Genomic DNA, 25,335 nt, shown 5'->3' with positions numbered 1-25,335 from the left:
CCCGTTCGGGCCTCGCCGCGACCGGTCACCTGCCTCGTGGCACGGTCACGCCGCGAAGGCCGCCTGGCCGACCGGAAACCGCACGCCGGTGAGGTCTTCCGAGACGGCCCAGAGGCGTTGTTGCACGGTCAGGTCGTAGGACTCGGGGCTGGAGGTGACCAGCTCCGGGTGGCCGCGCGTCTCGCCCAGGCCGTCGGGGCCGTAATACTGCCCGCCGAGGACGGACGGGTCGGTGGCGGCCCGCAGGGTGGGCAACGCGCCGGCCGTAGCGGGCTGGGTGATCACCGGGGCGAGCCAGGTGATCGGTGCGCGGACGACCGCCGGGGAGTTGCGGACCAGTTCGGTGTTGGAGACGCCGGGGTGTGCGGCCACCGCGACCGTGGTGCCGTGCGGGGCGAGCCGGCGCTGCAACTCGTAGGTGAACATCAGGTTGGCGAGCTTCGACTGGCCGTAGGCGGCGACCCGGCCGTACGAACGCTCCCACTGCAGGTCGTCGAAGTGGATGGCGGCGCGGATGCGGTGGCCGACGCTGCTGACCGTGACCACCCGGGAGCCGGGCACGGGCAGCAGCAGGTCGAGCAGCAGCCCGGTGAGCGCGAAGTGGCCCAGGTGGTTGGTGCCGAACTGCATCTCGAAGCCGTCGCGGGTGGTCTGCTTCGGGGTGTACATCACGCCTGCGTTGTTGATCAGAAGGTCGATCCGCGGGTGGGCGGCGCGCAGGTCGGCCGCGGCCGCGCGCACGGAGTCCAGCGAGGTCAGATCCAGTTCCTGTACGGAGACGTCGCCGTTCATCCGGGCGGCGGCCCGCTTGCCCTTCTCGGTGTCGCGCACGGCCAGCACGACCGACGCCCCGCGCTCGGCGAGCAGCCGGGCGGTCTCGAAGCCCAGCCCGGTGTTGGCCCCGGTGACCACGGCCACCCGGCCGTCCTGGCGCGGAATCTGCTGCTCGGTCCAGTTCATCTCAGGCTCCCAATGTACCGCCGGTAAGTTATGCCTGAACGGTAAAGTACCGCCGGTACACTGTCAAGAGACCGGCGGTACCTAAGTTAGGGTTGGCGACATGACGTTCAAGCGGGCGCGCAGCGAGGAGCAGCGCGCGGTCCGGCGCCAGGCGATCCTGGAAACGACCTCGGCGATGCTCGACGAGATGCCGGTGGCCGAGGTGACGCTGAACGAGCTGAGCCGGCGGGTGGGCCTGGCCAAGACTGCGGTGCTGCGCTATTTCGAGTCCCGCGAAGCGGTGCTGCTCGACCTGATGGACGACCGGACGACGACCTGGCTGGCCGAGCTGGAGCAGGAACTGGGCCAGGGCGTCGACCCGAGCGGGTCCGCGCGGGAACGGGCCGAGCAGACGGCGGACGTGCTCAGCCGGTCGCTCGCCGCCCAGACGGTGCTCTGTGATCTCTTCGGTGCGCAGGGCGGGGTGCTCGAACACAACGTCTCGGTCGAGGCGGTCCGCCGGCACAAGCGCGCCTCACTGGCCAACCTCGCGGTGATGGCCGACCTCATCCGGCGGCACCTGCCCGAGGTCGGCGACCGCGCCGAGCTGTTCTGCCTGAACGCCTTGCTGATGGCTGGCGCGCTGTCCGCCTACACCTCGCCGCCGCCGAGCCTGCTCGCCGTGTATGAGTCCGAGCCGGCGCTCGCGGTCCACCACATCGACCTGCGGACAGCCCTGCGGCTCGCCATCATCACATCGCTCGTGGGCATGCTGCCGCGCTCCTAGTCCGACGCGGCTCGGAAGCTCGGCACCTGGGGCTGCGCGGAATTCGATGGTCACGAGGCTGCTCGTGGTCTACCGTGGCCCGCCGTGCTCTCAAACGAACAGATAGTCGAACAGGCCCTGGATCGGATCGAGGCAGGGTACGTCTTTCCTGCGAAGGTCGCGGACATCGACGCCGCGATCCGGCGCCGCCTCAAGGCCGGCGAGTACGACGACCTGGACGGGCCGGCGCTCTGCGAGACGGTGACCGCTCACCTTCAGCAGGTGTGCCCGGACAAGCATCTGCGGCTGCTCTGGGCCGACCAGCCGCAGTCGCTCGATCCGGCGGACGAGGACGGGGGCCGGGCCGCGTTCCTCGCGCTGCTCAGGGCGGAGAACCAGGGGATCCGCCGGGTCGAGCAGGTGGACGGGAACGTCGGGCTGATCGACGTCCGGCGCATCGCGTACGCCGACGAAGGTGCCGCTGCGATCGGCGCGGCCATGCAACTGGTCGCCCTCAGCTCCGCGCTCATCCTGGACCTGCGCGCGTGCTCCGGCGGAGCACCGGAGGGAGCCGCGATGTGGTGCAGCTACTTCTTCCGCGACGATCAGGTGCACCTCAACGACTTCTACGAGCGGTCCACCGGCAGCACTCGCCAGTTCTGGACTGCCGCGCACCTTCCCGCGCCGCGCTATGTCGACCGCCCGGTCTATGTGCTCACCAGCGCGATGACGTTCTCCGGGGGCGAGGACGTGGCGTACACCCTCCAGGCGCACGGTCGGGCCGTCGTCGTCGGTGAGACGACCCGCGGCGGCGCGCATCCGACGGCCCGCCACCCGGTCACCGAACACATCCTGGTGACCGTGCCGACCGCCCGGACCATCAACAGCGTCACCGGCACCAACTGGGAAGGCGTCGGAGTGGTCCCCGACGTACCCGTCCCGGCCGACCAGGCACTCGACACGGCACTCAAGGCCATCTCGGGCGCATAGGCGCGCGCGGCGGGACTCTCTCCGGGTCCCGCCGCGGTTCCGTGCTCCCGGCCGGTTGGGTGCCGACCGGGAACACCGCGTCAGGCGGTTGTCAGTCCTCGGGTCGCCAGCTCGCTGAGCGATGCGCCGCCGTTACCGCCGAGCGCCGCCCGAGCCACCGCCGGTTTGCGCAGCTCGAACACCTCGACGAGGATCGTCGGCGCCTCGGACCGGCGGCGGATCCCGTCGATCTCCTGCCGGTCAGGGTTGAACGGCAACGTCTGCCACTGATTCGCGGTCTCCTGCCAGCCGGACGAGATGGCCGCGGCCAGGCCGTCGAGCAGGCTCTCGTAGTTCTCCCGGCTGATCGCGCGACCCAGCCCGTACCGCTCGCGCAGGGCGAGAATCTTGGGCGGAGCCTCTCCGGAGTAGCTGTTGTTGATTCCGAGCCACCAGTGGGCGAAGTACGTGCCCTGGTAACCCTGGGCCAGGTAGCGCGACCCGTCGTGGTGCACCTCGATGATGAAGTTGTGCACCTGCGGGAACTGGCAGTCGAGCAGCAGGACGGTCTGGGCGTTGGCGGGCTGGACGAGCAGCGCCTGCTTGAGCGCGTCGCCCTTCCCCGCCCCGTAGGTCTGGCCCGACAGGCGGACGGGCTCGCCGCCCTTGTCGCGCAACTGCTCGCGGATCTGGAACGCGGCCATTCCGCAGTTCGCCCACCTGCGGCTCTCGTCGCGCAACGTGATCTGCGGGTCGTCGGTCCGCCCCGTGCTCGCCACCGCCGCGTTGAGCTTCGCCAGGTCGTCGCCGCCGACAGCCTCGTCACGCTGCCGTTGGCTGTCGTCGGTGGCAAGGGCCATGTCGTTGCGCGCGTTGCTGGTCGCGGCGGTGATGGCTTCGGCCCAGGTCCCGAAGCTTCGGTGCGGCACCAGCTTGCTCGCCGACCAGTTCACCAACGCCCCGACCACCTCGCCCGTGAGGTCGCTGGGCAGGAGCAGTTTGATCCGGGTCAGGATGTCGTGGCACGCCTTCTCGTCGGTCTCCAGGTTGGGAATTTGACCGTTCGGTGGGTAGGTGTCCCGCTCCTCCGCGATGATCAGCATCCGAACCTCCACTGTCCGCTGTCTACGACCGCCCCCACGGCGAGCCGGGTTCCAGATTGGACCCTCCGTGAGCGGACGAACACAGAACGTCGGACTTCCGTCCCGGATCGCGACTTCGTCGCTCAGTCCGCGACGAGGCGTACCCGGTGGATCTGAGGTCCGGGTGAGGGCGGTGCGATCAGCGGGTGTGGCGGACGAGCGTCGCCAGTCGCGCCACGCCGGCCGGCGCCGGCTGCGCGCGGGGGACAACGGCGATCACGGTACGCGCCAGAGGCCGGCACCGAACCTCGGCCGGCGCGACAACTGTCCGCCTCGACGAGGGCCCGAGCCGCCCCACGCACGTCACCGAAGCTGGTGCGGTGCTGATTGTCGGACTCGACGGACGAAGCCCCCAGCCAATCGGCAGACTTACACGAAAGCGGGCACTGCTCGCGTATCAGTCATCGTGAGCTGCCGGTTTACTCGTGCGGAGGCACGACTGTGAGGGAGACTGGGCCCATCAGCGGCGGTTTGCTTGTTCGATCCCTGTCGGACCACCGATGACGTTGCGCGAGCGCCTGGTCATGGCTGACGGCGGAGCCGGCGAGCTGATCGGCGTGGCTGACAAGGAGTGGCGACGTTGAGTGATACGGATCTTGGCGCCCGCAGCGACCGGGGTAGCGAGTACGCCGACCTTTCCCGCATGGTCCGAAACGCGGGTCTCCTCGACCGACGACCCCGCCGCTACGCGGCGCGGGTGACGGCGGTGCTGGGTGGTCTCGTACTGATGGGCGTGCTGTTCGTGCGGCTCGGGTCGTCGTGGTGGCAGACGGCTACCGCGGCGGGTGTCGCAGTGCTCCTCGCGCAGCTGGCGTTTCTCGGTCACGACGCCGGGCATCGGCAGATCTTCCGCTCCCGCCGGGCGAACGACGTGGTCGGCCTGGTGTGCGCCAACGTGGTGACCGGGATCAGTTACGGGTGGTGGGTTGACAAGCACAACCGCCACCATGCGAACCCGAACACCGAGGGCCGCGACCCCGACCTCATGGTGGCTCCGCTGTCCTTCACCCCGGGTCAGGCTGCGGCGCAGCGGGGCCTGCGGGCGCTGTTCGTCCGGCACCAGGCGGCGCTGTTCTTTCCTCTGCTGCTGGCGGAGGGTCTCCACCTGCACGGCGCCAGCGTCCGAGCGGTCGTCCGCCGCAGCGGACTCAAGCGCCGACGCACGGAAGCTGGCCTGCTCGTCCTGCATTTCGCCGGCTACCTCGGGGCCGTGTTCCTGGTCCTGAGCGTTCCGCAGGCGATCGTGTTCATCCTGGTCAACCAGGCCCTCTTCGGGCTCTACCTGGGCAGTTCCTTCGCCCCGAACCACAAGGGCATGCCCATCCTGACCGAGGCCGACAACCTCGACTACCTCCGCCGACAGGTCCTCACCTCCCGCAACGTGCGCGGCGGCCCGTTCCTCGACGCACTACTCGGTGGGCTCAACTACCAGATCGAACACCACCTCTTCCCCAGCATGCCCCGACCCAACCTCCGCCACGCCCAGCCGCTGATCCGTCAGTTCTGCGCGGAACACGAGATCGCCTACCACGAAACCACCCTCATTCAGTCCTGGGCACAAGGGCTGGCACACCTACGGGCAATGGGGGCCGGATCGACCCGACCTGGCAACCGCTGAGACTGGTTCCGCCAGCTACCCCCTGGTCGCTCGGCTGCTGCGGCCGGCCAGGGGAACCGGTCGGGGCGGTGCGCTCAGGCTGATCAGCGGGTGAGGCCGACCAGCGTCGCCAGTCGCGCCACGCCGGCCGGCGCCGGCTGCGCGCGGGCAACATCGGCGATGAGAGTACGCGCCAACGGCCGGCACCGAACCTCAGCCGGCGCGACACTGTCCGCGTCGACCAGCGCGCGTGCCGCCCCCCGCAGGTCACCCATCTCCAGGTACACCCGCGCGGCATCCACCAGGTACGCGCCCCGGTACTCGGCCGGCAGCCGCCGCCACGCCTCCCGCCGCACCACAGTCGAGTGCCGTCGTACCGCCTCGTCGGCGTCACCCCGCTCCGCCGCCAGCAGCACCCGCGCCAGGTCGACGACGATCGGACCGAAGGTGGTGCGGTGCTGATCGTGCCCCGGCATCTGCGCCGGGGCACGGCCGGGTCAGACGTTCTGCCTGCGGTGGCGGGTCATCAGGAGCAGCACTGCACCGGTGAGCAGCATGGTGAGGCCGGCCGCTACGGGCATGCCGAGTGAGGCGCCGGTGACCGGCAGGATTGCCTCGTAGTGGAACGCGACCTCTTTCGACGTACCACCCGGCGTGGTCACCCGGATCTCGGCCTTGCCCGCCGCGCACGGCGGCGTGCGGAACGTCAACGAGCGGCCGTTCGCTGCGACGGTGACCTCACTCGCGGCGATCGTCCGTCCGCAGATACCGAGCGTGGTCTGGCCCGGGACGAACCCGCTGCCCCGGACGGTCACGACGGTGCCGCCCGCGGTGCTGCCATTGTCCGGGGAGAGCGACTCGATCCTCGGTGCGACCGCGACCGCGCGGTAGGTGAACGTGCCGGCGTTCGCGGTACCGCCCGGGAAGACCAACTCGACGGTCGCTGGACCCGCCGGGTTCGGCGGGGTCACCACCGTGATCGTGGTGCCGGCCGGGTTGACGGTGAAGCCGGTGCCGGCCACCCCGGCGAAGGTCACCCCGGTCGCCCCGGTGAACCCGGAACCCGTGATTGTCACCGTCGTACCGCCGGCGGGCGGCCCCTCGCCCGGCGTCAGACCGGCTACCTCGGCGCCGGTGCCGTCGGCCAGATAGGTGTACGGCAACGCGGGCGTCGAGCCACCGGCCGTGGTGACCACCACCGCCGCGAGGCCCACCGTTCCCGGCGGTGTCACGGCCGTCAACGACGTACCGTCGGCGGTCACGACCACGTTGGTGGCCGCCACTCCGTCGAACCTCACCGCCGTGGCATTCGGCACGAAGCCGGTGCCGGTGATCGTCACCGGTTGACCACCCGCTTGTGGGCCGGAATTCGGCGAGATCGCCGACGCCGTCGGCGGCACCGCCGGCGGGCTCTGACAGGAGGCCTCCGCGAGGATCACCTGCCCGAGCGAGAACTGCACCGGTTCAGCGCCATTGAGCCCGGAGACGGAGAGCAGCGCGCGCACGTTGATCGCGACCGAGTTGTTCGGCGTGCCGGTGAGCTGACGGTCGACGACGGCGCGCAAGGTGGCGTTGGTCAGACCGGTGACGGTGACGTTCGCGGTGAACTCCTGGGCCGTGTCACGGACGCTGATCGGCTGACCGAAGACCGCGATATCCTCGGCGGTGGCTCCGGCGCTGGTGTTGCCGGCGCTGCACTGGACGGTCACTCCCAACTGGGAGACGTCCAGCACCTCGACGCCGAGGACGCTCAGCGTGAAGTTGGCGAGCTGGGACGAGGCGGACGACGTGGTCGGCCCGCGGGTGGCGGTGACCTCCGCGACCGTGCCGGTGGCGACCACGTTCTCCGGATCGGAGAGGGTGATGTCCACCGACGTCTCCTCGTCCGTACCGCCGCCGGGTGGGGCGGTCACGCTTCCGAAGGTGCCCTGGGCCTGGACCGACTCGTCGCCGGGGTCTCCGACCAGGTCGAGCACCGCGCCCCGCGCAGCGGCGTCGCCCGGGGCCGCGAGCGCCGGCGGCGCCAGCCCCAGACCGGCCGCGCCAGCCACCAGTAACCCCACCGATACCACCGACAGTCGTCGCCGGACAGATCCCATCGCTTTCCCCGTTCAGCTCAACCAGGTGCCGGTGCGCGGAACCTGGATCCACGCCACTCAAAGGCGAAACGAGACAGAGCGCGGCGCGCAATGGGTGGAACCACCGAAAGCGCATGGACGACTACACTTCGTCACCGAAATCGCGGCGAAGTCGTCCGCAGCTGGATGATGTGAGGCCAGGGCCAGCGGACCCGCGTGACCCGTCCCGGCTTGAGCCGGACGCTCCCGAAGTGCTCCCCGGTGTGTAGCCATCCGGCCCCGCCGTGGGTCTGATCTGGTTGATCAAGCCCGGGCGGGGCCGGATGTCCCTGCGTGCTGCTGGCGACTGCCGTCAGGCTCCGGCGATCTGCGTGGGTGCCTTCACGCACCGCCGGCGAGGCCGGCGCGGGCAAGGTGGTGGCCGAGCGCCGGCCGTCAACGGGTCAGGCCGACCAGCGTCGCCAGTCGCGCCACGCCGGCCGGCGCCGGGTGCCCCCGGGCAACCTCGGCGATCACGGTACGCGCCAGAGGCCGGCACCGGACCTCGGCCGGTGCGACGCTGTCCGCGTCCACCAGGGCGCGTGCGGCGCCGCGCAGGTCGCCAACCTGGAGGTACGCCCGCGCGACATCAACCAGGTACGCGCCCCGATACTCGGCCGGCAACCGCCGCCACGCCTCCCGCCGCACGATCGCCGGATGCCGCCGCACCGCCTCGGCGGCGTCACCCCGCGAGGCCGCCACCACCACCCGCGCCACCTCGACGACGATCGGCCCGAAGCTGGTGCGGTGCTGGTCGTCGTACCCCCGAAGGTTGGCGGCGACGCCCGCGGCCCGGTCGGTCAGCTCGTCGGCGCGGTGGTGCTCGCCGCAGCCGGCGGCGGCGAGCGCGGCCTGGAGCAGCAGCGTCCCACCCACGGCCCACTCCCCCGCCGACCGCTGCGGCCGGACGCGGTTCGCGGCGGCGAGCGTCGCCGCCAGGGCCAGGCGGTCGCGGCCCGACGCGCGCAGCGCCTGCCCGACCGAGACGGCCGCCGTCGCCGCGAGGGTGGGGTCGTCGGCGGCGGTGGACACCGCCCGGTCGGCGGCCAGCCAGGCGAGGTCGGCCTCGCCGAGCTTCACCAACAGGGACGAGGTGATCCGGTACGCCTGCACCAGCAGCTCCGCCGACCGCGCGCCCTGGGCGGTGTCGAGCAGGCCCGGCAGCAGGCGCACCAACTGCCCGTAGTGCGCGTGCTGGTAGGTCAACCAGGCGTGCCCGACCTGCCGTCTCAGCTCGTCCGTCTGTGGTGGAGCCTGCGGGATGTCATAGCGGGCGAGAGCGGCCCGGATGTCGTCCACCCCGTCCGGCGGGCCCGCCGCGGTGCTCCGTGGCTGACCGAGCAGCAGCTCTGGATCGACCCGCAGGACGCGGGCCAGGTCCTGGATGACCGAGTACCGGTCCAGGGGGCGGACACCCCGTTCGATCTTGTCGACCCAGCTCTTGGACCTGCGCAGCCGGTCGGCGAGCATCTGCTGGGTCATCTGCCGCCGCACCCGCCAGCTCGCCACCCGTCGACCGATAGGCAGGTCATCGCTGGCCACGCCGCCACCGCCGGTCCGGGACCGCGCGGGTCGTGTCCTCTACGGGTACGCGGTCCGCCTCGGCCTGCGCCAGGATGCGCTGCTTGGCAGCCTCCCGCTCGGCAGCTTCACCCTTGTTCTCCGGAGCGTTATCGTCCTGGCCGCTCATCCCCGCCTCATCCGGTAAGGGCGCAGCCGTGCTCGGGATCGACCACTGCCGCGCTAGGTCATCGGGACGCGCTTGCGCCCCAAACCGGACAGTAGGGCGGATTGGTGATGTGGTGATTACTGGCAGTTATGCGGCCAGGTTGATGCCGATGCGGCCGGCGAGCAGGCGCAGGTCGTCGGGGATGGCTCTACGCTGGGCGCGCTGGGCCAGGGTCACCACGGCATCGCGGGCGAGGGGATTGATGGCGAACGGGATCGGTGCGGCTCGCTCAGCCTGCACGAACGCGGCCAGCGCTTCGGCATCCCGCCGACCACCGTCCGCGAGAGCGCGTCCGATGTCGAGCCAGTACGACAGTTGGCGGTTCGACGCCTTCAGCACCTGCGGTCGGATCGTCCGGGACAGCTCGATCACCTTGCTGGACTCGCCCCGCTCTGCCGCAATGGACATCTTCCAGAGCCCGACGTTGGTCGGCCCGAAGCAACACCCGTTGAAGCCACCACCGTCGGCGGGATCTCCCAGGCTCTCGGCCTCACGCGTGGCCTCTGCGAGGTGATCCCGAGCCACATCGGAACGTCCGTCCACGGTCGAGGCCAGCGCAGCCATGAGGTGAAGCTGACCGAGCATCTGGCGCACCCGGGCGTCGGAGGCGCCCCCCTGAAGCTCAGCCAGTGATCGGTCAGCGGAATTGGCCGCCAAGCGCGCGGATTCGATCGGCAGGCTCTGCGCGTAGATGAACCGAGATGCACCAAGCCACGCTCGATCGTCGACGCCCTCGGCAGCGGACACGGATATCCGAGCGGCGTTGAGGGCCAGGTGGCGGTAGCCGAGGTGCCGAATGCAGGTAGAGGCCAGGTAGGCGACCTGGGCGAGTGTCGTCCCGCCCACGGCGGCGGCTTCGAGCAGCAGGTCCGGGAGCATCCGCGCCATGGCCGGATAGTTGCACGAATTGCGGAGCTGATCGGCTCGGGCGATCTCGGCCGCCAAGCGTTCCGCGGTGTAGGTCGACGGACGGCGTTCGCCGTCCTCGATCTCGATCAGAGCCGACCAGATTGCCGGCACGCACTCAGCGGCGCTCTCGCGGGCCGGGTCGCCGGATTCGGTGCCCTGGCCCAGCAGGTCGGCCACCGTGACCTGGAGTGCGGCAGCGAGAGCGACCAGAGTGGAGCGGCGGTCGACGGTCTTCCGACCCGACTCAACCTGCGAGACGTAGGACTGGGTGACGCCAGCCAGCCCGGCAAGGACGGCCTGGGTCATCCCGCCACGGCGCATCCGCCAGTACCGGATCCTGGCACCGATGGTGTCCGGCTTCTTCACCATGCCTACCCCCGCGTAGAGGATCGGATTGCGGCGTTCAACCGCTACTCCCACACGGCTGGACGCTACACCCGCAGAGCATCGCATCGGTGACGCTGAGTGCGGGAGGGTAAATCTACCTTCGCCTCGTCGCGCCGCCTGGCGCTGCCCGAACTCCGGCTAACGTCTTGACGGGCCGTGAGACGAGTGCATCAACCGCGCCGCGATGCCCTCAACTCGTTAGTCGCCAGGTTGAACGACATGGACCCAATGCTTGAAGTTATGCGGCCAGGTTGATGCCGATGCGGCCGGCGAGCAGGCGCAGGTCGTCGGGGATGGCTCGGCGCTGGGCACGTTGGGCCAGTGTCACCACGGCGTCCCGGGCAAGGGGGTTGATGGCGAACGGGATCGGCGCTGCCCGCTCGGCCTGCACGAATGCGGCGAGAGCCTCGGCATCCCGACGACCGCCGTCCGCCAGGGCACGACCGAGGTCGAGCCAGTAGGACTGCTGGCGGATCGACGCCGCGAGCACCTGCGGCCGGACCGTGCGGGACAACTCAATGACTCGGCCGGACTCGCCTTGCTCGGCGGCGATGGACATCTCCCAGAGCCCGACGTTGGTCGGTCCGAACCCGCAGCCGTTGAAGCCAGCCCCGTCGACGGGATCCCCGAGCGTTGCCGCCTCGCGGGCCGCCTCAGCAAGGTGATCACGAGCTACGTCCAGACGACCGCTTACCGTCGACGTCAACGCGGCCGAGAGATGAAGTTGTCCGAGCATCTGTCGCACCCGCTCGTCGGCGGCGTCGGCTTGCAGCTCGGTCAGTGACCGGTCAGCGGCACGGGCCGCGACCGATGCGGATTCGATCGGCAGGCTTTGCGCGTAGGCGAAGCGGGAGGCCGCGATCCAAGCTGGATCTCCGGCGTCCTCGGCAGTCGCCCCGGCGAGCCGGGCGGCGTTGAGGGCCAGGTGGCGGTATCCGAGGTTCCGCAGGCAGGTGGCGGCCTGGTAAGCCACCTGGACAAGCACAGTGCCGCCTACTGCGGTGGCTTCGAGCAAGAGGCTGGGGAGCATGCGGGCCATCGCCGGGTAGTTGCACGAGGTGCGCAGCTGCTCGGCGCGGGCGATCTCGGCTGCCAGCCGTTCCGCTGCGTAGGTCGATGGACGGCGCTCGCCGTCCTCGATCTCGATCAGAGCCGACCAGATCGCCGGCACGCACTCGGCGGCGCTCTCGCGGGCCGGATCACCCGACTCGGTCCCCTGACCGAGCAGGTCAGCCACCGTGACCTGGAGTGCAGCAGCAAGAGCAACCAGAGTGGAGCGACGGTCAATGGTCTTGCGCCCCGACTCGACCTGCGACACGTACGGCTGGGTGACACCAGCGAGGCCAGCGAGGCCAGCTTGGGTCATGCCACCACGACGCATCCGCCAATACCGAATCCTGGCGCCGATGGTGTCCAGCTCCCTCACCATGACTGTGCGCACCCCCCAGGCAGAGGAACGGGGTCGCGACGAACCGCTGACCCTGCAGGGTTGGACGCTACACCCGAAGAGCGTCGCACCGGTGACGCTGAGTGCCTCAGCGTACGGCTGCCTTCGCCCATCACGCTGCCCAGCGCTCCGTGATCTCCTGCTGGCATTATTACCGTGGTCGCGGCATGGCTGCGGGAAGCAACCAGGACAGGCGGAGGCCGCGCAAGTCGATGTCCGCCGAGGACCGCGCGCAGGCAGAGCGGGACACCCGGAACAAGGTCGTTGGCCTCCAGGAAACCGCATTTGGCAACCTACGGCCCGCCATCGCCTACGTCGCGATCTTCTTTGGCTTCTCGGCATCCACACCCGTAGTCATCGGCCCGGCAGGTGGGCTACGTCTGACCCCCACGGCCGTCCTTGCCCCTTGCCGGACTGACCGGCAGCGCCTTCTGCCTTGTCCGACAACAGCGCAAGCTCGCGGTCGGGCTCTTGACGGTGTCGAGTGTGCTCATGGTTGCTGGCTTCGTCGTCGTCACCAAGGTCATAGACAACAACTTCCACGGTCGAGCCGTCGGCGCTTCACCGGTGCGCTCAGGATCGTCCAATATCGAGCCAGTAGGACAGTTGACGGTTCGACACCTTGAGCACCTAAGGTCGTACCGTCCGGGACAGCTTCGATCACTTCGCCGTTGCAAAAGGCCAGGGAAAGCCTCATCCTCTGCAGCCGACACTTAAGCAAACCGCAGCCCTCGCCCTAGGCGCATACATGACAGGTTCTTTTCCTGCGGGTCCCTCGCCGCAAGTCGGCTACTAAATCACCGAAACGACCGAATGCCCATCAAAGTCCAGAGGTTACTCGATACACGTCGAAAACGCCGCCAATCTCGCGAATCGATTGCAATAGGATACTAAGGTATTCGGAATCCCGGATCTCTAGCCCAAATCTACTCACTGCCACGCGGTCCGTGGCGGTGGTATGTCTGAGCGAAAAAATGTTTACCTTCTGCGCCGAAAGCACCTGAGCCATATCCGCAAGTAATCTGTGGCGGTCCAGTGCTTCCACCTGCACCACAACAAAGCATGTCGATACGTAGTCCTTCTTCCAGCTTGTCTCTACTATCCGTTCGGCTTGGACCTTCAAGTCAACCGCATTAATGCAGTCGTCGCGATGGACACTAATGCTCCCCGAGCGTTTGATGAATCCGAATACCGCGTCCGGCGGCATGGGAGTGCAGCAGCGGCCAAGCGTTATCCACACATCACTAAAACCGACAACGCTTACGCCAGCATCCGGTACAACGCGCGTTTGGCTGCGGGGCGGGCGGGCGGCGACAGGCGCATCAAATCTACCGTCCAACACCGGCCCATCCGCTTGACTGTAATGCGCTAGTAACTTCTCGACCACCAGTTCCGCCGGTACCTCACTTTCACCGACGGCTGCATACAACGCTGAAACGTTCGCCAAACGCAGATCACGGGCGACAGCGCTTAGCGCCTCAGCGGTCAGCATCCTAATTAGTGGCATGCCATGGACCCGCATCGCCTTGACAAGAGCATCCTTCCCAGTCTCAATCCTGGACCTGGCGCGTTCGCGGCGAAAATACTGACGAATCTTCGCGCCAGCTTTGCCGCTCCTAACGAAACCAGCCCAGCCTTCACTAGGCCCGGCATCAGGTGCATTGGAAACTAATATTTCAACAGCGTCACCACTAGCAAGAGTCGAGGCCAATGCTGCCGGCTTGCCGTTAACACGTGCGCCAACACACTTGTGCCCGACTTCCGTATGAACTGCATATGCGAAATCTACTGGAGTTGAGCCAGCGGGCAAAGAGAACATCTTTCCTTTAGGCGTGAAAACATAGACATCTCGGCTGGACAAGTCGAAGCGCATTGCAGCCAGGAAATCGTGAGGGCCCATTATTTCTTGAGGCAGCAGTCCTCGCCATCCGCCTGTATCCCGCAATGGAAGGTAGTCACCCTGGTTATACCCCACCGCATTAGCCTTGTAGTGGGCAGCAATTCCATAGTCCGCAACCCGACGCATTGCATGGGTGCAGATTTCAATGTTCACTTCCCTGCCCGTCAATCCTGTTACCGTCGTATGCAAAGATTGGTACATGTTAGATTGGGGCATGGCTATATAGTCAAAGAACTTGCCGGGGACGTGGGCCCAGTTGGAATGAATGACACCCAAGGCAGCGTAGCAATCCCGAACGACTCCGACCTGAATCCGAATCCCAATTTCCCCTCGCATTCCCTCCAACCGCATGCCCGCTGATTCAACGTGCTCGTATATCATGTTCAGGGTTACTGGCATCCCCGAGATTTCGGCATTAATGCGCGCGGACATCAACTTGACACGTAGCTCATCTGCAATTTCGCTAACAGAAACGGCGAGGGCAGCCTCGTAGCTAGCTGCAAGCCGCTCCAGTTCTTCGGCTCGCTGAGGAAACTTAACGACAATTGCAAGATCTTCCAATTCGCGACGGAGCATTCCCATCCCAAGCCGCTCAGCAAGCGGAGCAAAGATAGACGACGCGGATTCGGAAATCGCTACTTGCTCCACGCGCGGCTTTGCCCAATTCATTCGCATGTCCTGCAAACGGTCCACCAAGAGGAGGATGAGAACTCTCGGATCCCGAGAGAAGGCAACAAGAGCTTCTTGGATGGTCCGTGCATCCGCATGTTCGGTCGCAGCAATATCGTTAAGGCGTTGCACACCCGCAACTATGTCTGCAATCTCGGCGCCAAATGCATCCTTTATATTATCAACCGTATACCCCGTGTGACAGAGCAGCCCGGCGGCGATTGCTGCCGTATCCATGCCGATCTCAGCTAGGATCCTTGACATCTGGAGCGGCGGAGCGATTGGCCCGACTCCAGTGTCGGACGCGTAGTCGGTCCCAACTCTCTGAGCGAAATCGAATGCACGAAGCAGGAGCCTGGTATCCGCGCCTGGATACGCATTCCGATGCAGAGTAACCAATCTTCCGATGAACTCGCTCTCGGGCGTCGCCAGATGGGTTTTCCTTCCGCCCCGCCTGACGTACCTAAGCGAAGAAGTACGTATTCGACGAGTCCTTGAATGTGTCGACGTAGGCGTCTTTGCGTCATTCAGGCTCTGAGCCTTTTCAAGGATTTCCGCCGCAAGCAGTCGATCATACTCCAAAACTGTCTCATCTTCGACGAGCTGCTCCAGGAGCTGCAAACCCCGCCCGTCTCCTACATCCACTAACGCCTGAGCTGCCCATCTCCTATCGACACCATCGAGCCTCACATCCGCAGCTAGCGGAACCAGTACATCGTCGCGCACGGACTGCCCCAGATTCGCAAGACTCCGCATCACCAGCTTGTCATATCTGGCGACGAAAGAGCCGCTTGGCGCTGCAGCGCCTGGCACGCTATTCGCGCGTTCCGAGAAGTTTGCGATTGCCCAACGCCTAACGCCATGGTCAAGTCGCGAGTCAGTCGCGAGTTCAGCTAGGAGCTCGAGCGCAAACAGGTGATCAAGTTGATAAGAGGTCTCGATCGCAGGGCGAAGTTCCGAATGGAAGTCTCGCCAGCTTTTGCTAACTTTCAGGCAGACACTGAGGGCATGAACGATAACTTCTTCGGAAATGGTTACGCCGTCAGCAATTAACGACGAAACGAGACGCGCTCCATCTATACCCGACCTGTCCACTAGGAGAGCCAGGCGACCGGGCAGATCTCTTCTATACTGCCAGGTTGCGAGCAGGAATCGTAGGTAGGACTCCCGGACAGTGAGCCACTTCCCACTGCCGAATTTCGCACGCCGTCCAAATACTTGCTTGAATTGCCGCGCACTTAAAATATCGTCGCTTGCGACAAATTGCGCCGCTAAAAACTCCTCAATGGTCCTGTGAAGAAAAACAAAGTCGCCTTGCCGCTCGACCAGCAATCCGCTTCTTCGCAACATTTCGCAAACAAGTGAGCGCCATGCGTCCTCGGAGATCTGGCTTGGACGGATCCCAGTTGTCCAAGCGGTCACCTCGTCGGCCGCATTTACCAAGAACCCCTCCTGCCTCCGCCAGGCCAAGCGCCCGATCAGCTTCCCTGCCGCTTCTAGTAACTTCGCGCCGGCTGCCTGGGCATCGAGGCCATACCTAAAGGTATTGGCCTCGATCTGCTGCCTAATTCCGTTGGTGGCATTAGCGTATTGCCGCTCAGCCAGCAGGCCGATAAACACGTGGAAAACTCGATGCCGACCGACTGGAACATCTTTCTTTGGATCTAGGAAGAACAGCTGACATAGCATCGTCGCCATCAGTGGAGTTCTGGCGAGCTCAAGGAGCCCCTTCGCGCCAAGCTGCGATAGGAAAAGTTCCGCACTCTCGGATCCTGAACGCCCTTGTAGATAGCGCAGCCAGGCTTCTGAGAACCTATACAACTGATCATCGCTGAACGGAAGAAGCTCGAACCGGTCGAAATTTTCCGGAGGTTGACTGTATAACTTGTCGTCGGGACGGCTCGCGATGACGAATTGATACACCTCGCCATCTAGGTCGTTACGCACACCGTTGAGCCTGTTAATCAGGGAATCCCGCAGATCGGGATTCATTATTTCATCAAACCCGTCAACCATCACCAACCAGCGCGAGCCGGCCAAGGGCGCGACGCTGAAGAATTCTTGGGGCCAGGTCCGCCTGGATCCCACTCTACTCAAGTCGGCATTCACGCTGTGAGCGATAGCTTCAGGAAGGGAACGGCCTCCTACGAGGTCCGCAGCAAGGACACAAACGGGAATCGCTGATTCGATGCCGCTTTCAAATCTCTCAACCATGGAAAGCGTTGCTGCGCGAAATAGGCTCGATTTCCCGGCGCCCGCAACACCGATAAGAAAAGCGCCCTTAGGGCCGTCGAAAGCTACCTCTGCTGGCAGCACCTCGCTCGCTTTAGATCGACGTTCTCTCGCTTTACCTTTCAATGCGTTGGAGAGTTGCTGCACGTATACTGCGGAGAGGGGCGGGGGAGCGATTCCGGGCAGAACGCCGGAATATGGATGTAGATCGGCAGCTCTTTTGATCGCGGACAGATACTCGCGAAGCATCGCTCCAGCGTATTTCCAGCCTCCGGCCAGAATTTGTGCATCAGTAAGGGAGCTTAACCACTCCTGATGAATAGTTAGAGTCGCGTGGGCTAATGCGGCGGCGTTCGATCTTGCCAGAATCTCGACTACCGGGAGCAGGTGAGCGCTTCCCTTGAGGTCGGATGTGCATATCATGCCGCAAACCGCGCCAGTGCGCTGATTTACGACGAGGCTTCCGCTATAGCCGCCGCCTACGGGAGCTCCATAAACTCTGTCAATAGTGGTTTCGTCGAGTAAGTCCTTCTGCGACGGCCCTTGATAAATAAAAGAGACTGACGAGCCGCCTCCATAGCCATTTTGTGGAAACCCATAAGCCCACAACTCGTCTTTTACGGCCATCACGTCGGAAACCAAAGCACAGGAAGTTCTATTGATATCGACGCCGGGCGGAATGGTCAAGAAGGCTAGATCGATCCCCGACGTTTCTCTAAAGCAGCGCTTTTCGTCTACTTCTATTTCTAATTGACGATGTGGCAGCGCTTTCGGTGTAACGAAGACACTTTTCGGCAGCGGCTCGTCCGCCTTAGCCAAAACGTGAGCGCACGTAGCCACCACCCGCGGAGCAACAAAAAAGCCCGTCCCCTGTCGGCGCTTCTCGCTACCGTCCTTGACTTCAATGAGAACCGTGGCGGCTAGTGCGAATGTCGTCCAATCATCGCCGGAATTCATGAGCTCTTACCTCGCCCTAGCCCAAGTTAGCCCGGAGCGTGTCAACCTTAAGCCTCGGCTAATTTAGATCCGCTAATGCCGTTAACCTCTACTCGAAGGGGATCAGCGCGGCTCCACTCCAAGGCAACCTTGAAAGCTGACTTATTGCTCGCTTTTCCTAATACCGCGAAAAACGATCCGGATTGCAGTGCGATCTCGCAGCCGAACTCGATAGTCGCCTTCGTGACGTCGGACTCGCGCAATTCATTCGCAACGGCATTAGCGAAGGTTCGTATTCCTGCGACGACTTCAGTTAAGGAAGTTTCTACACCCGCCACGTCGACTTCTCGGCCATCCGTCGCCGATCCGTCGAGATCGAGAGCCGCAACAAAGACCCTCGTGTCATCAAGCTGAGCTGGGACTATGATCGTTGCTTCGGCGGTCGCGCCTGTTAACTCAGGCTCAGAATACATTATCCCTCCTGGCATGGACCTTATCGCGGCCTATACCTTAGCGAACGTACTCACCTCGCGCTATAGCGCATCGCCGCTATGGAGCGCACTCAGCCGCTCGCACCGCCGCACGGCCAGCCGTGCCCGATGTCGATTGTCACTTTTGGGGCTATTCGTGACCTTTTTCGGCACCTGTTCTCGACAACTGCCATCGATCACCTGATGGATTCCCGACAGTCGGGCTAACTATCTCTGAGTCGGCAGAAGATTGCTAACGCCAGGAATGCTGGCACTCAGGAGGTGATCCCATCCAGATTTGTCAGCCTGGGAAATTTTGTGCGGGCGGGACCTCGACCACACGCTTACACCGGGCCCTCCGAATATCTCGGCCCTCACAGCGCCACGATCGCCGCAGTCTCCGCCGGCAGCTCGATCCGGTCCCGCATCACCGTGACTCCCTCCCCCGTAGCCAGCAACACTCGCCGAGCCACACCAGGCAGCGACACCCCCTGCCCCCGCCCAGCGAAGTTGGCGACTACCAACGTCTCCCCCCGCCGCATCAGCAGGTACTGGTCCCCGTGCTGCACCGACACCTCGTGCATCCGAGGATCCGACAGGTCAGCCACCGACCGCCGCAACCCGATCAACCGCTGGTAGAACGCCAACATCTCCCGATGCTCAGGCTTGTCCAGCTCGGCCCAGTCCAACCGCGACCGTACGAACGTCTCCGGGTCCTGCGGATCCGGCACCTCCGCCTCGGCCCACCCGTGCGCGGCGAACTCCCGCCGCCGCCCAAGAGCCACGGCGGTAGCCAGCTCCGGCTCAGGGTGCGAGGTGAAGAACTGCCACGGTGTAGAGGCCGCCCACTCCTCCCCCATGAACAGCATCGGAGTGAACGGCGCGGTCAGCAGCAACGTGGCGCCGACCCGCAGCAGCGCGGGCGACAACGAGGCGGAGATCCGATCCCCGGTAGCGCGGTTACCGATCTGGTCGTGGTTCTGGAGGTAGGCCACCAGCCGATGACCGGGGATGCGGGAATCCAGCGCCCGCCCGTGGTGCCGGTTGCGGAAGCTCGACCAGGTCCCCGTGTGGAAGAACCCGCCGGTCAGCACGTCCGACAGCGTCTCCAGGGAGCCGAAGTCGCCGTAGTACCCCTGCCGCTCCCCCGTCAGCAACGTGTGCAGCGCGTGGTGGGCGTCGTCGTTCCACTGGGCGTGCAGCCCGTACCCGCCAGCCTCCCGAGGGGTGATCAGCCGCGGATCGTTGAGGTCCGATTCGGCGATCAGCGACAGCGGCCGCCCCAGGTGCGTCGACAGCGACTCGACCTCGATGGCCAGCTCTTCGAGCAGCGGGATCGCCCGGGTGTCGGGCAGGGCGTGCACGGCGTCCAGGCGTAGGCCGTCGACGTGGTAGTCGCGCAGCCACATGAGCACGCTGTCGATGATGTAGCGGCGTACCTCGTCGGAGTGCGGGCCGTCCAGGTTGACCGAGCGGCCCCACGTGTTGCTCTGCTCGGCGAGGTAGGGCCCGAACCGCGGCGCGTAGGCCCCGGAGGGCCCGAAATGGTTGTAGACGACGTCGAGGATCACCCCCAACCCGCGAGCGTGGGCGGCGTCGACGAACCGTTTCAGGCCGTCGGGGCCGCCGTAGGGCTGGTGTGGGGCAAACCAGCAGACGCCGTCGTACCCCCAGTTGTGTTCGCCGTTGAAGGCGTTGACCGGGAGCAGTTCGATCAGGTCGACGCCGAGGGAGACGAGGTGGTCGAGGCGGTCGATGGCCGCGTCGAAGGTGCCTTCCGGGGTGAAGGTGCCGATGTGCAGCTCGTAGAGGATGCTGCCGGGCAGTTGCCGGCCGGTCCACGCGCTGTCGGACCACTCGAAGGCGGAGTGGTCGTAGCGGCGGCTCGGCCCGTGCACCCCCGCAGGCTGCCACGGCGAGCGGGGGTCGGGCAGTGGGGTTTCCTCGTCGTTCAGCAGAAAGGAGTAGTCGAGGCCGGCGTCGGGCACCTCGACCCGCCACCAGCCGTCGGCGGCGGCGCGCATCTCGTGGTCGGTGTCGCCGGCCAGGCGCAGCCGCACCCGCGTGGCGTCCGGCGCCCAGACGGAAAACTCGGTCATCAAACGGCCTCCTCGGCAGCGGGGAGAGGAGCCAGCAGAGCGACGGGATAGTCGGCCAGAAGATTGGCCAGCGACGTCTCCCCGCCACTGTAGACCCGGCCGGTGAACAGGTCCTTCACCTCGTTAACACCAAGCGACAGGGCTGTGTCGCGCCAGCCGCCGGCGCGCGCCAGACCCAACGGCAGGCGGGTCGCCACGGCGATCGCGCCGCCCCGGTCGAACGCCACCACGTGCCGACCGGCCGGCCCGTGCGCCGGCACCGGCCGGTAGCCGGTGAACAGCTCCGGGTGCGCCCGCCGCAACCGCAGCGTCCGCGACACGACGAGCAGCTTCGCTGCTCCGTCGGTGTCGACCGGGGGACGCCAGCCGCCGTCGAGCCGCGCCAGCATCTCCCGGCGTACGTCGAAGTCGACCGGCCGGCGATTGTCCGGGTCGACGAGGGAGTTGTCCCACAGTTCGGTGCCCTGGTAGGTGTCCGGCACACCGGGCATGGTGAGCTGGATCAGCTTCTGCCCGAGCGAGTTGCACCAGCCGGCCGGGGTGATGGCGGCGGCGAGTTCGGTCAGCTCGTCGTGCAGGCTCGGGTCGTCGTACATCCGGTCGATGACCGCGTGCATGGCCTGCTCGAAGGCCGGGTCCGGGTCCGCCCAACTGGTCGAGGCCGCGGCCTCCCGGGCGGCCTTCTCGGCGTACGCGTGCAGCCGCTCCCGCTCGATCGGCCACGCGCCGACGGCGGTCTGCCAGAGCAGGTGGGCGAACGACGGGTCGGGCAGAGGCGCGTACTCCATCCAGGTTTGGACCTGTTCGGCCCAGCGGTCCGGCAGCTCGCTGAGCACGGCGAGGCGGGCGCGGACGTCCTCGCCGCGCTTCGTGTCGTGGGTGGAGAGGGTGGTCATGCTTGCGGGCCAGCGGACCTGCCGGGCGGCGGCGAAGCGGTGGAACTCCGCCGGTGGCACGCCGAAGTGGGCGGGGCTGCCGCCGACCTCGTTGAGCGCCACGAACCGGGTCCAGCGGTAGAACGCGGTGTCCTCCACGCCCTTGGCCATCACCGCGCCGGTGAGCTGCGGGAAACGCATCGCCAGCTCGTCGTCGGGGTCGCGCAGCCGGCGGGTGACCGCGTCCAGGGCGCCGGTCAGGTCGGGGCGGCGGCGGCCGGCCTCGGAGCGGGCGGCGGCGAGGTAGCGGGCGCCGTGTGGTGGGTAGCCGCGGTAGACCGGGAAGGCAGCGGCCAGCTCGGCGAGCGCGGCGCGGGCCTGCTCGGTCGGCACCTCGGGGGCGAGCGCGGCCAGCCGGGTCAGCTCGGCGGCGAGCAGCGTGGTGGCGGCGGCCAGCTTCGTGGTGTGGGTCAGGTCCTGCCACGAGGTGTGGTGCCCGGCGAGGCGGGTGTCCAGCGCCGTGAAGTCGCCCTCGGCGTCCGGGTCGACGAACAGGCCGTTCACCGCGGCGAGGGCGTCGTAGCCGGTGGTGCCGTCCACCGGCCAGTCCGGCAGCTCCTCGCCGTACTCCAGGATCTTCTCCACCACGAGCCACGCCGCCGGCGCGGCCTCGCGCAGCCGGGCGAGGTAGCCGGCGGGGTCGCGCAGGCCGTCCGGGTGGTCGACGCGGATGCCGTCGACCTCCCCCGCGGCGGCCCAACGCAGGATCAGCTCGTGGGTGGCGGCGAACACCGCCGGGTCCTCCACGCGCAGGCCAGCCAGGCCCGCGATGGCGAAGAACCGGCGGTACGTCAGCTCGGCGTCCCCGCGCCGCCAGGAGATCAGCTCGTAGTGCTGCCGATCGTGCACCTCGATGGCGCTGCCGTCGCCGGTGCCGTCGGCGACCGGGAAGCGGTGCTCGTGGTAGCGCAGCTCGCCGTCGACGAGCTTCAGGTCGTCCAGGGCGGCCGGGTCGTCGGCCAGCACCGGCAGCAGCAGCCGGCCCCGGTCCCAGTCGATGTCGAACCAGTCGGCGTACGACGAGTCGCGCCCCCGGCGCAGCACGTCCCACCAGGCCGGGTTGGCCGGCGGCACGGCGACCCCGGCGTGATTGGGCACGATGTCGACGACCAGGCCGAGCCGCTTCTCGCGCAGTGCCCGCAGCAGCCGCTGCCGGGCGGCCTCACCGCCCAGCTCCGGGTTGACCGTGCGGTGGTCGACCACGTCGTAGCCGTGCGCGGAACCGGGCGTCGCGGCCAGCAGGGGGGCGCTGTAGAGGTGGCTGACGCCCAGGTCGGCGAGGTAGTCGAGGATGCCGGCGGTGGCGTCCAGGTCGTAGCCGGGACGGACCTGGACGCGGTAGGTGGCCTGCGGAGGGGTGGCGGCCATGTCAGATCGTCCTTTCCAGCACCACCAGGGAGCGGTCCGGCACCCGGATGGTGCCGCCCGCGCTGATCACCGTGGCGTCGTCGGGCTCGGGTTCGGCAGTGCTGATCACCCGTTCCCACTTCTGGCCGTACTCGCTGCCGGGCATCGTGAAGTCCAACGGCGCGTCGTGGGCGTTGAAGCAGAGCAGGAACGAGGCGTCGTGGTGTTTCTGGCCGTACTGGCCGCGCTCGCGGATGCCCTCACCGTTGACGAACAGCGCCACCGAGCGGCCGAAGTCGTTGCCCCAGTCCTCGCCGGTCATCTCCCGCCCGTCGGGGGTGTGCCAGGCCAGGTCGGGCAGCGGCTCGTCGGTGCCGCGCCCACCCACCGGCAGACCGGTGAAGAACCGGCGGCGGCGGAACACCTGGTGCCGCTTGCGGAACTCGGTGAGCGTACGGACGAAGTCCAGCAGCTGTTCGTCGACGTTGTCCCAGTCGATCCAGGCCAGCTCGCTGTCCTGGCAGTAGGCGTTGTTGTTGCCGTGCTGGGTGCGGCCCAGCTCGTCGCCGTGGCCGATCATCGGCACGCCCTGCGAGAGCATCAGGGTGGCCAGGAAGTTGCGCCGCTGCTTGGCCCGCAGGGCGAGCACCGCGTCGTCGTCGGTGTCGCCCTCCACGCCGCAGTTCCAGGACCGGTTGTGGCTCTCGCCGTCCCGGTTCTCCTCGCCGTTGGCCTCGTTGTGCTTGTCGTTGTACGACACCAGGTCGTTGAGGGTGAACCCGTCGTGCACGGTGACGAAGTTGATGCTGTGGAACGGGCGGCGGCCGTCGTCCTGGTAGAGGTCGGCGGAGCCGGAGATCCGTGACGCGAACTCGGCGAGGGTGGCCGGCTCGCCGCGCCAGAAGTCCCGCACCGTGTCGCGGTACTTGCCGTTCCACTCGGTCCACAGCGGCGGGAAGTTGCCCACCTGGTAGCCGCCGGGGCCGACGTCCCACGGCTCGGCGATCAGCTTGACCTGGCTGACCACCGGGTCCTGCTGGACCACCTCGAAGAAGGTCGACAGCCGATCCACCTCGTAGAACTCGCGGGCCAGGGTGGCCGCCAGGTCGAACCGGAAGCCGTCGACGTGCATCTCGGTCACCCAGTACCGCAGCGAATCCATGATCAGTTGCAGCGAGTGCGGGCTGCGGACGTTGAGGCTGTTGCCGGTGCCCGTGTAGTCGACGAAGTAGCGCCGGTCCTCCTCGCTGAGCCGGTAGTAGCTGGGCGCGTCCACGCCCTTGAAGCTCAGCGTCGGCCCGAGGTGGTTGCCCTCGGCGGTGTGGTTGTAGACCACGTCGAGGATGACCTCGATGCCCGCCGCGTGCAGCGCCTTGACCATGCCCCGGAACTCCTGCACCTGCTGCCCGAGGTGGCCCAGCGCCGAGTAGCCGTGGTGCGGGGCGAAGAAGCCGATCGTGTTGTAACCCCAGTAGTTGCGCAGGCCCAGGTCGACGAGCCGGTGGTCGTGCACGAACTCGTGCACCGGCATCAGCTCGATCGCCGTCACCCCGAGCCGGGTCAGGTGCTCGATCATCGGCGGGGAGGCGATGCCCGCGTACGTGCCGCGCAGCTCCTCCGGGATGTCCGGGTGGCGCATGGTCAGCCCGCGCACGTGCGCCTCGTAGATCACCGAGTGGTGGTACGGCGTACGCGGCGGCTTGTCGTTGCCCCAGTCGAAGTACGGGTTGACCACCACCGACTTCGGCATGAACGGCGCCGAGTCGCTCTCGTTCATCCGCTCCGGGTCGGCCATGTCGTAGTCGTACACCGCCGGGTCCCACGTCACGTCACCGTCGATGGCCTTGGCGTACGGGTCGAGCAGCAGCTTGTGCGGGTTGCAGCGCAGCCCGTTCGCCGGGTCGTACGGCCCGTACACCCGGTAGCCGTAGCGCTGCCCCGGCTCGATGCCCGGCAGGTACGCGTGCCAGACGTAGGCGTCCACCTCGCGCAGCTCGACGCGGCGCTCGGCGCCGGTGTCCCACTCGTCGAAGAGGCAGAGTTCGATCCGCTCGGCCACCTCGGAGAAGATGGCGAAGTTGGTGCCCATCCCGTCGTAGGTGGCGCCCAGGGGATACCGCTCGCCCGGCCAGACCTGCATGTCGCTCCTTCAGACCATGGTCATGTGCGCACCGCGCCACGAGCGCGCCGACGACAGGCCGCCCGCGCGCACGCCGGTATTGCCCTGCCCCCCGGTGCGCCAATCCATCCTTTCAGGCGATGACCGGAATCCACCTGTCTGATGCGCGCTACACCCTCAGGTGTCTTCCGTCACCATGGAGGCTTTCAAGGTGCGTTCCGCGGCCCGATGCCTTTTGCTTGTCGGGGGGGCACGCGTCCCGCGCGCGACCTCACTCGGCCCTCGGCCACCCTTTCCACCTCTCACTCCGCCGCCACTGACGCCGGCGCGCACCACCATGCATGGACGGAGATTGATGTGACGACCCTGCGGGTCGATGAGCAGCTCGCTGCCACCAAGGACCGGGCTCACCGGCCCACCCTGACCTTTCGGCCGCAGCTTCCCGCGCAGCCCGGCCCGTCCGCGCAGCCCGGCGCGATCGTGCCCGCGCATGCCGGCCCCGGGGTGCCGCCGCAGACCCGTCGCATCCTCATGCTGTCGTGGGAGTACCCGCCGGTGCTCGTCGGCGGCCTCGGCCGACACGTGCACGCCCTCTCCGTCGCCCTCGCCGCCGCCGGCCACGACGT

17 protein-coding genes are annotated in these 25,335 nt (G+C 66.8%); 4 read left to right on the top strand and 13 right to left on the bottom strand.

Features of this window, described 5'->3' with window-relative positions; genetic code table 11:
* Positions 1 to 45: 45 nt before the first annotated feature.
* Positions 46 to 960, bottom strand: a complete 915-nt coding sequence (locus ABZU46_RS22425; RefSeq protein ID WP_354860744.1) for an SDR family NAD(P)-dependent oxidoreductase — start codon at positions 958 to 960, stop codon at positions 46 to 48.
* Between the two features lie 100 nt (positions 961 to 1,060).
* Here ABZU46_RS22425 and ABZU46_RS22420 point away from each other — a divergent pair, with 100 nt between their 5' ends.
* Together ABZU46_RS22420 and ABZU46_RS22415 are read left to right on the top strand one after the other, a co-directional pair.
* Positions 1,061 to 1,726 (top strand): TetR family transcriptional regulator, encoded by a 666-nt coding sequence (locus tag ABZU46_RS22420; RefSeq protein ID WP_354860742.1) that lies wholly within the window; start codon positions 1,061 to 1,063, stop codon positions 1,724 to 1,726.
* Positions 1,727 to 1,810: 84 nt separating this feature from the next.
* On the top strand, positions 1,811 to 2,695 hold the full coding sequence (locus ABZU46_RS22415) for a S41 family peptidase (protein ID WP_354860740.1): 885 nt from the start codon (positions 1,811 to 1,813) through the stop codon (positions 2,693 to 2,695).
* Between the two features lie 80 nt (positions 2,696 to 2,775).
* Here ABZU46_RS22415 and ABZU46_RS22410 read toward each other — a convergent pair whose 3' ends face one another.
* Complete coding sequence (locus ABZU46_RS22410) at positions 2,776 to 3,777, bottom strand: hypothetical protein (RefSeq protein WP_354860738.1); 1,002 nt, start codon at positions 3,775 to 3,777, stop codon at positions 2,776 to 2,778.
* Positions 3,778 to 4,459: 682 nt separating this feature from the next.
* Here ABZU46_RS22410 and ABZU46_RS22405 point away from each other — a divergent pair.
* Positions 4,460 to 5,434: an acyl-CoA desaturase gene (locus ABZU46_RS22405; protein ID WP_354860737.1), complete on the top strand. Its 975-nt coding sequence runs from the start codon at positions 4,460 to 4,462 to the stop codon at positions 5,432 to 5,434.
* Between the two features lie 83 nt (positions 5,435 to 5,517).
* On the opposite strand, the gene ABZU46_RS22400 is transcribed toward ABZU46_RS22405, so the two are convergent.
* The 11 genes from ABZU46_RS22400 to glgX all read right to left on the bottom strand — a co-directional run bounded on the left by ABZU46_RS22400 (position 5,518) and on the right by glgX (position 24,730).
* Positions 5,518 to 5,889 (bottom strand): hypothetical protein, encoded by a 372-nt coding sequence (locus tag ABZU46_RS22400; protein WP_354860735.1) that lies wholly within the window; start codon positions 5,887 to 5,889, stop codon positions 5,518 to 5,520.
* Positions 5,890 to 5,910: 21 nt separating this feature from the next.
* On the bottom strand, positions 5,911 to 7,476 hold the full coding sequence (locus ABZU46_RS22395; protein ID WP_354860733.1) for an IPT/TIG domain-containing protein: 1,566 nt from the start codon (positions 7,474 to 7,476) through the stop codon (positions 5,911 to 5,913).
* A 450-nt stretch (positions 7,477 to 7,926) separates the two neighbouring features.
* Positions 7,927 to 9,072: a helix-turn-helix domain-containing protein gene (locus tag ABZU46_RS22390; protein ID WP_354860731.1), complete on the bottom strand. Its 1,146-nt coding sequence runs from the start codon at positions 9,070 to 9,072 to the stop codon at positions 7,927 to 7,929.
* Entirely contained in the window at positions 9,059 to 9,220 is a 162-nt protein-coding gene (locus ABZU46_RS22385; protein WP_354860729.1) for a hypothetical protein, read from the bottom strand. Before ABZU46_RS22385 ends, ABZU46_RS22390 begins: the two co-directional genes overlap by 14 nt.
* 126 nt (positions 9,221 to 9,346) lie before the next feature.
* Positions 9,347 to 10,537 (bottom strand): helix-turn-helix domain-containing protein, encoded by a 1,191-nt coding sequence (locus ABZU46_RS22380; protein ID WP_354860728.1) that lies wholly within the window; start codon positions 10,535 to 10,537, stop codon positions 9,347 to 9,349.
* 256 nt (positions 10,538 to 10,793) lie between these two features.
* Positions 10,794 to 11,984: a helix-turn-helix transcriptional regulator gene (locus ABZU46_RS22375; RefSeq protein ID WP_354860726.1), complete on the bottom strand. Its 1,191-nt coding sequence runs from the start codon at positions 11,982 to 11,984 to the stop codon at positions 10,794 to 10,796.
* Positions 11,985 to 12,822: 838 nt separating this feature from the next.
* Positions 12,823 to 17,760, bottom strand: a complete 4,938-nt coding sequence (locus tag ABZU46_RS22370) for an HD domain-containing protein (RefSeq protein WP_354860725.1) — start codon at positions 17,758 to 17,760, stop codon at positions 12,823 to 12,825.
* A gap of 47 nt (positions 17,761 to 17,807) precedes the next feature.
* On the bottom strand, positions 17,808 to 18,212 hold the full coding sequence (locus ABZU46_RS22365) for a CU044_2847 family protein (RefSeq protein ID WP_354860723.1): 405 nt from the start codon (positions 18,210 to 18,212) through the stop codon (positions 17,808 to 17,810).
* A 371-nt stretch (positions 18,213 to 18,583) separates the two neighbouring features.
* Positions 18,584 to 20,308, bottom strand: a complete 1,725-nt coding sequence (gene treZ / locus ABZU46_RS22360; RefSeq protein WP_354860722.1) for a malto-oligosyltrehalose trehalohydrolase — start codon at positions 20,306 to 20,308, stop codon at positions 18,584 to 18,586.
* Positions 20,308 to 22,611, bottom strand: a complete 2,304-nt coding sequence (treY, locus tag ABZU46_RS22355; RefSeq protein WP_354860721.1) for a malto-oligosyltrehalose synthase — start codon at positions 22,609 to 22,611, stop codon at positions 20,308 to 20,310. The genes treZ and treY overlap by 1 nt, the downstream gene beginning before the upstream one ends.
* Position 22,612: 1 nt before the next feature.
* Positions 22,613 to 24,730 (bottom strand): glycogen debranching protein GlgX, encoded by a 2,118-nt coding sequence (glgX, locus tag ABZU46_RS22350; RefSeq protein ID WP_354860719.1) that lies wholly within the window; start codon positions 24,728 to 24,730, stop codon positions 22,613 to 22,615.
* Between the two features lie 336 nt (positions 24,731 to 25,066).
* Here glgX and ABZU46_RS22345 point away from each other — a divergent pair.
* The coding region (locus ABZU46_RS22345) for a glycogen/starch synthase (protein ID WP_354860718.1) at positions 25,067 to 25,335 on the top strand (269 nt) is incomplete at its 3' end.

Source organism: Micromonospora sp. NPDC005197 (assembly GCF_040608295.1).
Classification (GTDB): Bacteria; Actinomycetota; Actinomycetes; order Mycobacteriales; family Micromonosporaceae; genus Micromonospora.
Note: the sequence above shows the minus strand (reverse complement) of the source record. Positions and strands in the feature narration are given on the sequence as shown.